The sequence below is a fragment of the uncultured Veillonella sp. genome (assembly GCF_937981445.1).
GTDB lineage: Bacteria > Bacillota > Negativicutes > Veillonellales > Veillonellaceae > Veillonella_A.
In genome coordinates this window covers 24,685-37,036 of the sequence record NZ_CALJON010000015.1, presented here as the reverse complement: position 1 = coordinate 37,036, position 12,352 = coordinate 24,685, and the positions used below count along the sequence as shown (strand labels likewise).

At 41.0% G+C, this 12,352-nt stretch carries 9 protein-coding genes and 1 other annotated feature; all 9 genes read right to left on the bottom strand.

Features of this window, described 5'->3' with window-relative positions:
- Positions 1-161: 161 nt before the first annotated feature.
- The 9 genes from mce to tatC all read right to left on the bottom strand — a co-directional run bounded on the left by mce (position 162) and on the right by tatC (position 12,351).
- On the bottom strand, positions 162-584 hold the full coding sequence (gene mce, locus Q0376_RS03330) for a methylmalonyl-CoA epimerase (protein ID WP_298704083.1): 423 nt from the start codon (positions 582-584) through the stop codon (positions 162-164).
- A gap of 225 nt (positions 585-809) precedes the next feature.
- Positions 810-1,757 carry a methylmalonyl Co-A mutase-associated GTPase MeaB gene (gene meaB / locus Q0376_RS03325; protein ID WP_298704080.1) on the bottom strand — a complete coding sequence of 316 codons (948 nt, stop codon included), beginning with the start codon at positions 1,755-1,757 and terminating at the stop codon, positions 810-812.
- A 68-nt stretch (positions 1,758-1,825) separates the two neighbouring features.
- The gene (locus tag Q0376_RS03320; protein ID WP_298704077.1) at positions 1,826-2,218 is read right to left on the bottom strand and encodes a cobalamin B12-binding domain-containing protein; all 393 of its coding nucleotides are present in this window, start codon (positions 2,216-2,218) and stop codon (positions 1,826-1,828) included.
- Positions 2,219-2,233: 15 nt separating this feature from the next.
- On the bottom strand, positions 2,234-3,880 hold the full coding sequence (locus tag Q0376_RS03315) for a methylmalonyl-CoA mutase (RefSeq protein ID WP_298704073.1): 1,647 nt from the start codon (positions 3,878-3,880) through the stop codon (positions 2,234-2,236).
- A 24-nt stretch (positions 3,881-3,904) separates the two neighbouring features.
- Entirely contained in the window at positions 3,905-5,407 is a 1,503-nt protein-coding gene (locus Q0376_RS03310) for an acetyl-CoA hydrolase/transferase family protein (protein ID WP_298704070.1), read from the bottom strand.
- A 186-nt stretch (positions 5,408-5,593) separates the two neighbouring features.
- Positions 5,594-6,874: an O-antigen ligase gene (locus tag Q0376_RS03305; RefSeq protein WP_298704067.1), complete on the bottom strand. Its 1,281-nt coding sequence runs from the start codon at positions 6,872-6,874 to the stop codon at positions 5,594-5,596.
- Between the two features lie 11 nt (positions 6,875-6,885).
- Positions 6,886-8,184 (bottom strand): folylpolyglutamate synthase/dihydrofolate synthase family protein, encoded by a 1,299-nt coding sequence (locus Q0376_RS03300; RefSeq protein ID WP_298704063.1) that lies wholly within the window; start codon positions 8,182-8,184, stop codon positions 6,886-6,888.
- Between the two features lie 165 nt (positions 8,185-8,349).
- Entirely contained in the window at positions 8,350-11,007 is a 2,658-nt protein-coding gene (locus tag Q0376_RS03295) for a valine--tRNA ligase (protein ID WP_298704060.1), read from the bottom strand.
- A gap of 110 nt (positions 11,008-11,117) precedes the next feature.
- Positions 11,118-11,388 (bottom strand) — a binding site (T-box leader).
- A gap of 51 nt (positions 11,389-11,439) precedes the next feature.
- Positions 11,440-12,351 (bottom strand): twin-arginine translocase subunit TatC, encoded by a 912-nt coding sequence (gene tatC, locus Q0376_RS03290; RefSeq protein ID WP_298704057.1) that lies wholly within the window; start codon positions 12,349-12,351, stop codon positions 11,440-11,442.
- Position 12,352: the final 1 nt, after the last annotated feature.

The window sequence follows — 12,352 nt, the reverse complement described above, 5'->3', positions numbered from 1 at the left end:
AAGTCTGCTCTTAGCTAACAGGGCACTGCTATACAAATTTCGTATAGCACTAGCAATAACACAAAGCTTCGCTTAGCAGTATTGCATTATTTATACAAGTGTATCTTAGCCCTATGACACTAAGAACATGCTAGCACAATAAATAATATATCCTTATTATCTTACTTCATACGTTGGCAAAGTTCAACTAAAACCCCGCCAGTCGCTTTTGGATGAATAAAGGCAATGGCCGAACCACCTGCACCGTAGCGTGGTTTTTCATCAATCATACGAACACCTTTAGCCATCAAATCGGCAATGGCATTTTCAATATTATCTACGCGGAGCGCAATATGTTGAATACCATTACGACCACCATTCTTTTCAATAAATCGGCCAATCGGTCCATCTGGTTCTGTTGTTTCTAAAAATTCAAGTTCTGCATCACCTACAGGGAAAAAGCTTACTTTTACTTTTTGTTCCTCTACGACTTCATCATCTGGCAAATGGTCCATGCCAAGGGTGTTTTTGTAGAAGTCTTTAGTTGCATCTAAGTTAGAAACACCGATACCAATATGGTCTACTTGTAATACTTTAAAAGCCATACTTACACGCTCCTTAATAACATATTATATTTCTATTTTACCATTAAGTTCGCCTTAAGAAAAATAATTTCAAAAAACTATAGAGTATAGTAATTAATTGTATTTATAAGTTTGCCCTTTATAAAAACTTAACTTACCAGTACATACCTTATAAACTCTTGATTTATAAAGGTCTTAATTTATAAAGGTCTTAATTTATAAACGCTTGTTTGGTAAGTTCTTGATTTATAAATTCTTAGGAAATATATTGGCCACTAATGAATTAACTAAACTATACGGATCATTTGTCCTTGCCTCTACTTCTTTTAAGCCTTTTGTAAACGACTCACTAGGAACGATAACACGGCTTACGAAACGGCCAATTTGTTCCTCTAGCATACCAAGGATTTCATCTCTAGTACGAGCTTGTCGTCTTGTTTCTAACTCACCAGTCTGTACTAAATGAGCAAAATGCGCATCCAATGACTCAATTAATTCATCTACACCTTCGTCGCGACTTGCTACAGTACGATTAATCGGTGGGCGCCAAGTGCGCGGCCGACCATCTAGGTCAAGCATCATTTCAATTTCCACATTGAGCTTGTCACAGCCATCTCGGTCAGCCTTATTAATGGCAAATACATCGCCAATTTCTAAAATGCCCGCTTTAATGGCCTGAATATCATCACCTAATCCAGGTACTAAAACAACCAATGTCGTATCAGCACTTTTTACAATATCTACTTCTGACTGACCGACGCCAACAGTTTCAATAATAATGAGGTCCATGCCAAACGCATCCATCAGTTTAGCTACATCAGAGGTTTTACGAGATAAGCCGCCTAAACTCCCCCGCGTGCCCATACTGCGAATAAATACATTAGGATCTAAGGTCAAATCATTCATGCGAATACGGTCACCTAAAATAGCGCCTCCAGAAAAGGGGCTTGTCGGATCCACCGCAATAATCCCGATTTTCTTACCCGCCTTTAAATAGTGTTTTACTAATTTGTCCGTCAACGTACTTTTCCCTGCCCCAGGAGCTCCTGTAATACCTAAAATTTGAGCTCTCCCAGTTTTAGGATAAATAGCCTTCATAATAGCACTGGCCGTATCATATTCACTTTCTACCGCTGTAATGGCCCGCGCAAGCGCCAGTCGTGAGCCTTTAAACAGCTCGGTGACTAAGTCCATAGGTTCACCACCTTATATAAACTACACAGGCTCGAACTATACATTCGAGCCTGTTGCCTCACACCAAGTTATACATGAGCTTTTACAAAGTCAATAATATCGCTTGTTGGGGTGCCTGGTGTAAATACTTCAGCCACACCAGCTGCCTTAAGCCCTGGAATGTCAGCATCAGGGATAACGCCGCCACCAATAACAAGAACATCGCCCATGCCCTTTTCTCTTAGTAAATTTACAATTTTTGGAAATAATGTATTATGTGCCCCTGACAATAAGCTAAGCGCCACTACATTAACGTCTTCAGACAAAGCTGCTTCAACTATCTGTTCAGGCGTTTGACGAAGACCGGTATAAATAACTTCAAAACCGGCATCGCGAAGTGCGCGAGCCACTACCTTTGCACCACGGTCATGTCCATCTAGACCTGGTTTAGCTACTAATACACGAATACGTTGTTCTACCATGATTGTCCCTCCAAATTATAAAGTGGAATGCGCTTGGTATTCGCCAAATACATCACGAAGTACATTACAAATTTCACCAAGTGTTGCATACGTGCGTACAGCATCTAAAATGAGTGGCATCAAGTTAACTGATTCATCTTGTGCACCTGCTTTTAATGCTGCTAACGCTGCCGCAACAGCGTCATTATCACGAGATTCACGGACCTGTTGTGTCTTCATAGACTGATTCTTGCCTACTGCCGCATCAACGCGCATCAAGCCTTCCACTGGTTTTTCTTCTACTTGGAATTTATTAACCCCTACAATAGTGCGAAGGCCCGATTCCACTTCCATCTGCCATTTATAAGCAGACTCTTGAATTTCTTTTTGAATATAGCCTTGTTCAATGGCTTCTACGGCGCCCCCCATTTCATCAATCTTACGGATATACTCAAGGGCTTCATCATAAATAGCATTCGTCATAGCTTCTACATAATAGGAGCCACCTAATGGGTCAACTACATCGGCAAGGCCTGATTCATAGGCCACGATTTGTTGCGTGCGAAGTGCAATTTGTACTGATTCTTCAGTTGGAAGAGCCAAGGCTTCATCTCGAGAGTTCGTATGAAGTGATTGCGTTCCGCCCATAACAGCCGCTGCAGTTTGTAATGCTACGCGAACAATATTATTATCCACTTGTTGCGCTGTTAGCATAGAGCCTGCTGTTTGTGTATGAACACGAAGCATCATGGATTTAGCCTTCTTAGCGCCAAAGCGTTCTTTCATAATATGAGCCCATAAGCGACGAGATGCACGGAATTTAGCTACTTCTTCAAGCACATTATTGTGCGCGTTCCAGAAGAAGGATAAACGACCGGCAAAAGCGTCCACATCAAGCCCTGCTGCTAAGGCCGCTTCTACATAGGCAATACCATCAGCAATAGTAAATGCGATTTCCTGTGCTGCTGTGGAACCAGCTTCGCGAATATGGTAACCAGAAATAGAAATAGTATTCCATTTTGGCACATGTTTAGAACAATATTCGAAAATATTAGTAATTAAGCGCATAGATGGTTTTGGCGGGAAGATATACGTGCCACGAGCTGCATATTCTTTAAGAATATCATTTTGAATAGTACCTTTTAACTCGCTCGCTGGTACACCTTGTTTTTCCGCTACTGCAATATACATAGCTAAGAGGACAGCCGCTGGCGCATTGATAGTCATGGACGTAGATACTTTACCAAGATCGATACCATCAAATAAAATCTCCATATCTTTTAAGGAGTCAATAGCAACCCCTACTTTACCAACTTCACCTTCTGCCATGGCATCATCGGAGTCATAACCGATTTGAGTTGGTAAGTCGAAGGCACAGCTTAAGCCCGTAGCGCCGGATTCAATTAAATACCGATAGCGCTTATTTGACTCTTCCGCTGTAGCAAAGCCGGCATACATACGCATAGTCCAAAAACGACCACGGTACATTGTAGGCTGTACACCACGAGTATATGGATACTCCCCTGGGAATCCTAAGTCTTTTTCATAGTCAAAGCCTTCTACATCGAGCGGCGTATACAGACGATTAAAACTTAGATTTTTACGCTCTGGAAATTTAGCCGTTACTTTCTCGCATGCTGCATCATAATCAGCTAATTTGGCTTTTAAATTGTCATTAGCCATGTTGTTTCATCCTCCTAATCGCGACTACTTTTTCATAGTACCTGTTTCTTGAAAGCGTTTATGCCAAGAAAGAGCCTCGTCCAATAAAATTGGCGTATGAGCATTTTTAGTTTCCACAATGGCTCTTTCTAAGTAGTCTTCTAACATGTCTTTGTAATCTGGATGAGCACAATTCTTAATAATAAGTCGTGCCCGTTCCACTGGTGCTAAGCCTCTCACATCAGCAATCCCTTGCTCCGTACAGAACACAAGAACATCATGCTCAGTATGGTCAATATGAGAGCAGAATGGCACGATTGAACTAATCGCTCCTTGCTTAGCTACTGAACTCGTACAGAAAATTGACAAATACGCATTGCGGGCAAAATCCCCTGATCCGCCAATGCCATTCATCATTCGACTGCCCATAATATGGGTGGAGTTCACATTGCCATAAATATCAAATTCAATGGCTGTATTCATAGCGATAACCCCAAGTCGGCGGGCCACTTCAGGTGAATTGGACACCTCTTGAGGACGCAGAATAATCTTTTTAGAATACTCTTCAATATTGTCATAGAAGCGCTGTAACCCAGCTGGTGATGGTGATAAGGACGTACCGGATATAATCTCGATTTTACCCTCGTCAATTAAATCAAACATACCATCTTGAATCACTTCTGTATAAATAGATAAATTAGTAAATGGTCCATGTGCTAGGCCACTGACTACTGCATTCGCCACTGACCCTACACCCGATTGAAGGGGCAAGAGGTTCTTAGGTAAGCGCCCAGCCTTTACTTCCGCTTCAAAAAACTCGACCAAATGCTGGCTCATCGCTTTAGCATCATCATCAATAGGCGCTAACGCTCTTGTACCATCTGGTATATTAGAATACACAATGGCCACAATTTTTTCTGGATCGCATGGAATATAAGGTGTACCAATGCGATTACTTGGACTATAAATAGGAATTGGTTGACGATGTGGTGGATCTTGTAATTCATAAATATCATGCATCCCCACCAATCCCATGGATTGTACTTCGTTAATTTCTACAATAACTTTCTTAGCCTGACTTACAAAAGTAGTGGCATTCCCCACCGCCGTAGTCGGTACAATACCACCATCTTCGCGAATGCACACAGCCTCAATAATGGCTACATCGCACTCCCCAAAGAAGCCATAACGCACTTGCTGTGCCATATGGCTAAGATGTAAATCACTATACAGCACTTTGCCGGAATTAATCGCATTGCGCAAATCCGAATTCGTTTGATATGGATACCGTCTATGAAGTCCATCAACACGTGCTAGGGCACCATCGACTTCTTCACCAAGTGACGCACCAGACCACACATCAATCTTGAAAGGCTCTTTTTCCATGCGTTTAGCTAGTGCTAAGGGAACTACTTTTGGATAACCTGATGGCGTAAACCCACTGGTACCAACTCTATCATTAGGGTTGATTAACAAAGCGGCCTCCTCTGCACTCATAATTTTAGACTTCAGATACTCACTTTGAACTCGATCGTGGATATTGGTCATCTTTCCAATCCTCCTTTAAGTTTTACGAACAGATATTATACGTAATTAACTAATGCTTAAGTATTTCACCAATATAGGCATACTTACTTAATTCGACAAATCCCGAAAAACTCCTCTTTTATAGTTCAAAATCCAACCTAATCTTCTATTTAATTTTAATATATATAGGTGACTATTGCCATACCTTTAATCTTGCCGCAATTTGTGCTCCACCGCTTCTCGAGCATCAGTTTGTACCTTATCAAATTTATAGGCATAGAGTACGGCTGAAGCCCAACCTAACACTTGCCAAAAAATAACCGACATTTGATGGCTAAACAAGTCGTGGTCAAAAAGCCCACTAATAGTAACACCTACAACAACTGCACAAATTCCATATTTTACAATATTGCTAATCGTCGCCTTAGGCAAGCGCAAAGCATGCACAGCATGACCATAAATAGCTGCAAAATAGAATAGTGCCCCCGGTACCCCAATCTCTGCTAGCATATTTAAAAACATATTATGGGCATGATAAATAATGACACCAGGGGTTTGAATAAAATAATTGTACCGAGGGTATTCAAACCAAAAAGCATCCCAGCCAATCCCTAAGAGAGGGTATTCTACAATCATATATGTAGTACTATCCCACAGAGCCCAGCGAAGGCTCGCTGATGTATCAGTACCATTAAATAAGGACCACAGCCTAGATGCCACCTCACCATGATAACAGAATAAAATAAGTGGTATCACCAATAAGGACAATAAAAGGCGCCGGTCAATGGCAATGCCCCAATACACTACAACGGCCATGAAGCTAAGCCAAATGCCTCGTGAATAAGTGAGCGTCATACACACCAAGAATAAAAGCGCTGCTGGTACCATCCAAGCTAGTAAGTGCCAACGTTTTTCCCTAAGCCCTTGGAATATACCGGTTCCCGCAATAGACAAGACAACTAATAAATATTCACCTAACAAATTAGGATTTTGTAAAGTTGAAAACATACGTCGCTTTAAAAGCGGAAAATGTTCCGCATCCACCCACTCAGATAGGAGCTCCATAGTCGTTGTCATATACTGATAAATCCCAACTACACATACGAGTACCGCCGCTACCATGAAACAGCGTAAAAAGATGCGCCACTGATGCGGTTCTCTCACATAGCGATAGGTCAAGAAATAGATGGCTCCATACATCCCCACATTGTACAGCCAACTAAGCGAAGTAAACATAGGTCTTGCTGAAGCTACTGAAGAAAGTAGGCTCCAGCCCATAAATCCCAGTACACACCATTGCAGCCAAGATACAGGTCGCGATAAGGGCCGGTAGTTAAGCGTGTCAACTACACTCAATAGGAAGGCCAAGATAACTAATACATCACCACCTAATGGATATAAGGGCATAACTATCGCTACAGCATACAGCAGCTTTGTAATACTCTCTTTAAGTCTCTCTCCCTTGTTATAAGTTTGTACATCTGTCATAGATACATCCTTTACTGGGCTTTTGAAAGCTCAGCCTGTAACCATTCTTTCACATCCCCTAATATATATAATGAACCTGCTATTACAATTATATCATTAGGTTCTGTCTCTTTCATAGCCTTTTCAAGTCCCTCAGAGACTGTCGAAGCAGCTAAAGCCTTACCAGGCATATGTTGGGCTAGTTCACTAGGCTCACTACTTCGCGGCGTTGGTGCCGGCACGGTAATAACACGGTCGCCAGGCTTTACAATATGGTCGATAATGGAATCCACTTCTTTATCTTTTAAGATGGCCATAACTAATGTTTTAGGTTTGTTTTTATACCAAAGCGCATAAGTCTCTTCAAAGGCTTTCGCTCCATCTGTATTATGTGCGCCATCTAAAATAAATATTCGTTCTAAGCCCTTTACGACTTCAAAACGACCCGCCCAAGTCGTCCGTTTTATGCCCTCAAGAATGGCCTCATCGGTAATGGCCGTATCAGACTTTTGCAATACCTCTAAAGCACCTAATGCACAGGCCAAATTGCGGCTTTGGTGGCGCCCACGAAGGGCTGTTTCATACACTTTCGTTTGCCCTTTACCATCTTTTATTCGTACCCGCTGACCAAAATCGGTGGGTTCTACAGCTTCAATAACGTTAGCTGTATCTACTATATATATAGGTGCGTCCTTCTCATTAGCTACGCTTTGAATAACCTCTAGAGCCTCACCCGTAGCCGTCGTCACTACTGGATGCTTGTGTTTAATAATACCCGCCTTATGCTGAGCAATATCTGGTATGGTACGTCCACAATAGGCCTGATGATCAATGGTAACATTGGTAATCACTGACACTTCTGGAATCACTACATTAGTGGAATCTAACAAACCACCTAAGCCTACTTCAACAACAGCATAATCTACGCCAGCCTCTTTAAAATATAAAAAACCTAGTGCCGTTAATACTTCAAACTGCGTAGGCGACTCCATGCCATTTTCTACGAGCCGACGTACTATGGGTTTGACAGAATCTACAAGGGCTGCAAAGTCCGCCTCCGAAATAGGCTCTTCACCGATGCAAAAGCGTTCCGTATAACTGACTAAGTGAGGCGATGTATACCGCCCCACTTTATGCCCGCTACAAGTCAATACAGAAGCTATAAAGGACGTAACTGACCCTTTGCCATTAGTGCCTGTTACATGAACGACTTTATACGCTCGCTCAGGATTACCTAAGGCTGCTAATAGTTGTTCAATACGTTCTAAACCTGGTTTTATTCCAAAAGAAGCACATTGTTCTAAATATGCTATTGCTTCTACATAGGTCATGAACTTCCTCCTGTACACTTATGTATAAAGTTTTATATAGGCCCGTAAGGCAAGTAGTCTATCTCTACAGCTAGCTCTCAAAGCCGACCTTATAGCCTCTTGCCCCTAGGACCACACATAGTTTATACCACTACCCTTAAGATAGTGTTTACATAACAAAATCGATTATAGCGTCTTAAGGAATTCTTCACGCTCCATAACAGCCTGTTGTTTTTGTTTATATTCAGCAAGTTTTGTTTGCTCTTTTTCCACAACAGCGGCTGGTGCTTTAGATGTAAAGCCTGGATTATTTAACTTACCTTCAAGACGTGCCACTTCTTTTTCTAAAGTTGCCTTTTCTTTTTGAAGACGTTCGCGTTCCTTAGTTACATCAATTAGGTCTTTAAGTAATAAGTATGCTTCAAGACCATTTACAACTGATACAGTAGCATTTTCTGGTTTTGCATCATCAGCAGCTAAAATAGTTACGGTCTCTGCCCAGCCCAATGTTTTGAAATAATCTTTATGAGCCTCTACAATCGGGCGAAGTGCTTCGTCAGTAACCGCTAAAATAACTGCACTTCGTTTGCCCATTGGTACATTCATTTCAGCACGCATATTGCGAATCCCTTTAATGGCATCCATCATAACATTCATTTGACCAGCGGCTACACTTTGGTCGCCAAATGGCAAGGCTTCTGGCCATGGTGCCACTACGATGCTCTCCCCTTCATGAGGAAGATGTTGCCAAATATGTTCTGTAACGAATGGCATAAATGGATGTAATAATTCGAGCATATGACGTAAAATCGTAACTAATAAGTATTGAACTACAGCGCGATCGCGGCCACCTTCTTTATTGTAAAGACGTGGTTTAGCCAATTCAATAAACCAGTCACAATAGCTATTCCAAATAAAGTCATATACACCGCCAGCAGCTTCACCAAGTTCAAATTTTTCAAGATTAGCAGTAATATTAGCCACAGCCTTGTTATAGGTGTCAATAATCCAACGATCTGCTAATGTAAAGTCCTCATCAGTAGGTACGAAGTTTGGATCATAATTATCAAGATTCATAATTACAAACTTCGCTGCATTCCAGATTTTATTAGCAAAGTTACGATTGGCCTCTACGCGTTCCATGTAAAAACGCATATCATTGCCTGGTGTATTGCCTGTTACAAGGGTAAAACGCAAGGCATCAGCACCATATTCGCTAATTACATCTAGTGGATTAATACCATTGCCTAAGGATTTACTCATCTTACGGCCTTGGCTATCGCGAACTAAGCCATGAATAAATACATGTTTAAATGGAATTTCATGTTTAAATTCAAGTCCTGTAAAAATCATACGAGCTACCCAGAAGAAAATAATATCGTAACCCGTTACCATAACGCTAGTAGGATACCATTGTTCTAGTTCCTTAGTTTGTTCTGGCCAACCCATAGTAGCAAATGGCCATAAAGCAGAACTAAACCAGGTATCCAGTACGTCTTCGTCTTGATGTACATGGCCACCACAATGTGGGCAAGTTGTAAGATCCTCACGAGATACACTCACTTCACCACAATCATCGCAGTACCAAGCAGGGATGCGATGCCCCCACCAAAGTTGACGAGAAATACACCAATCGCGAATGCTTTCAAGCCAATTAGTATATGTTTTAGTAAATCGTTCTGGCACAAATTCAATGGATTTATCTTTTACTACTTCAAGTGCTGGCTTAGCTAATGGCTCCATTTTTACAAACCATTGTTTAGATACTAATGGTTCCACAATTGTTTTACAACGAGAGCAGTGACCTACACTATGAGCATGGTCTTCAATTTTTACAAGTAAGCCTAAGTCTTTTAATTCTTCCACCACCTGCTTACGTGCGGCTTCACGTGTTAAGCCATTGAAATGACCTGTCTTTTCATTCATTGTGCCGTCAAGATTCATAATCACTACAGATTCTAAATTATGACGTTGGCCCATTTCAAAGTCATTAGGATCATGAGCTGGGGTAATTTTTACGCAGCCCGTACCAAACTCTTTATCTACATATTCATCAGCAATCACTGGAATTTCGCGATTAACAAATGGCAATAACAAAGTTTTACCAATAATATCTTGGTAACGGCTATCTTCAGGATTTACTGCTACTGCCACGTCCCCAAACATTGTTTCTGGGCGAGTCGTAGCAATCGTTACAAAGCGACCTTCTTCACCTACCACTGGATAGTTAATATACCAGAAATGACCTGGTTCTTCACTGTGATCTACTTCAATATCGCTGAGCGCTGTATGGCAGCTAGGGCACCAGTTAGTAATGCGTTCGCCGCGATAAATAAGGCCTTTCTCATAAAGGCTAACAAATACTTCACGCACTGCTTTATAATACCCTTCATCTAGAGTGAAGCGTTCGCGCTGCCAATCGCAAGAAGCACCTAAGCTACGAATCTGTTTAACGATGGTACTGCCATATTCTTTTTTCCAATCCCATACGCGTTTAACAAATTCTTCACGGCCTAAATCATAGCGTGTTTTGCCTTCTGTTTTAAGTAAATTTTCTTCTACCTTTACTTGTGTGGCAATCCCCGCATGGTCAGTGCCTGGCATCCAAAGAACATTGTAGCCTTGCATGCGTTTAAAGCGAATCAAAATATCTTGCAATGTATTATCTAAGGCATGGCCCATGTGTAGTTGCCCCGTTACATTTGGTGGTGGCAATACAATGCTAAAAGGCTTTTTGCTCTTATCTACTTCTTCATGAAAATATCCTTGTTTTTCCCAAAATTCATACCAATTCTTTTCAATAGCTCCTGGATTATAAGTGTCTAAATTTTTAAATTCACTCATCCCTTGTTCCTCCTCTTTCACATAAGCTAAAGCCATATAGTACGCCTTTATAAGCCGTAATCCAATATAAGCTTTACTCTTATCAAATCATATAAAAAAGCCCTTTCGTCCATTAGGACGAAAGGGCTTGACTTCCGCGGTACCACCTAGATTATTGCTATTGCAATCACTCATTACCTGTAACGGAGTTATCCGGAACTAGCTACTTAATACATTCGTACGCCACTGCTAATATATACTTAAATACAACAAGTACGATACTATTATATAGTTCACTAATTCAGCTCCAAGGCTACCCTTCTCATACGCCGTGCACTGCTCCCACCGTATCAGTGCTCTCTGGGACGGTTTCAAAGAATTTTTCCTCTTCTTCGCTATTTGTATATCTAATCTATATAATAGCTAAAACCAAAAGACTCTGTCAATGTAATTTTATTTTTTTAGCACTTTCTGCACCAGGAATAAAGATATTTCATATAAAATAATCATCGGCAAAGCTATCATAGTTTGAGAGAACATATCTGGTGTTGGCGATATAGCCCCTCCAATTACGAAGGCAAGGAAAACAAAAAATTTCCGCTTTGAACGTAAAAATGCTGAACTAATAAGATTTAACTTAGCCATAATGATCACTACTATAGGCAGTTCAAAAATAAAGCCAAAAGGCAGTACAAAAGAAATTACAAAATCTAAGTACTGGCCAATGGAAAATAAAGGCTGCAATTCATCGGTAGCAAAACCGATAAAAAATTTAATCGCCACGGGCAATACTAAAGTATATGAAAAAATTACACCCATAAAAAATAAAATAATTGCAAAGGGCAAAAACCAGTTTGTAATTTTTTTCTCTCGCAGTGTCAAGGCCGGTATAATAAAGGCCCAAATTTCATATAGCCAGATAGGACTAGACAATACGATACCAGCTACAAAAGCTACTTTCATATAAGTAAAAAAGGCTTCTGTAGGACGCATATAATACAAAGTCCCTGCTGGTGCTACAACAATAGCGAGAATATCATCTACATAGTAATAGGCCGCACAAAAACCAACTAAAATAGCGATTACAGAAATAATAATTCGCTTTCGGAGTTCGCCTAAATGTCCCACCAAGGACATGGCCTTACTCTCTGCCATAATCTGCTCTTCTGTGGGCGTATACGTAGCTTCCGTTAGGGCCGTACTAATAGAATCAGTACTAGATTCACCAGGAAGCTCCTGCACGGTAGCTCCTCCAGCTGCACCTGCTTCCCGCGCTGCCTTAAGGCGCTTTTTGTGGGCGATTACACTATTTAAAGAAGGTTTTCGTTTCGGGTCATTAAAATCTCTTACCTGAAACGATTCCATA

What these genes read in the sequence shown, in the direction of transcription:
- tatC (WP_298704057.1), bottom strand. Translation starts at nt 12,351, where the DNA reads ATGGAATCGTTTCAGGTAAGAGATTTTAATGACCCGAAACGAAAACCT.
- Q0376_RS03310 (WP_298704070.1), bottom strand. Translation starts at nt 5,407, where the DNA reads ATGACCAATATCCACGATCGAGTTCAAAGTGAGTATCTGAAGTCTAAA.
- Q0376_RS03320 (WP_298704077.1), bottom strand. Translation starts at nt 2,218, where the DNA reads ATGGTAGAACAACGTATTCGTGTATTAGTAGCTAAACCAGGTCTAGAT.
- mce (WP_298704083.1), bottom strand. Translation starts at nt 584, where the DNA reads ATGGCTTTTAAAGTATTACAAGTAGACCATATTGGTATCGGTGTTTCT.
- meaB (WP_298704080.1), bottom strand. Translation starts at nt 1,757, where the DNA reads ATGGACTTAGTCACCGAGCTGTTTAAAGGCTCACGACTGGCGCTTGCG.
- Q0376_RS03295 (WP_298704060.1), bottom strand. Translation starts at nt 11,007, where the DNA reads ATGAGTGAATTTAAAAATTTAGACACTTATAATCCAGGAGCTATTGAA.
- Q0376_RS03305 (WP_298704067.1), bottom strand. Translation starts at nt 6,874, where the DNA reads ATGACAGATGTACAAACTTATAACAAGGGAGAGAGACTTAAAGAGAGT.
- Q0376_RS03300 (WP_298704063.1), bottom strand. Translation starts at nt 8,184, where the DNA reads ATGACCTATGTAGAAGCAATAGCATATTTAGAACAATGTGCTTCTTTT.
- Q0376_RS03315 (WP_298704073.1), bottom strand. Translation starts at nt 3,880, where the DNA reads ATGGCTAATGACAATTTAAAAGCCAAATTAGCTGATTATGATGCAGCA.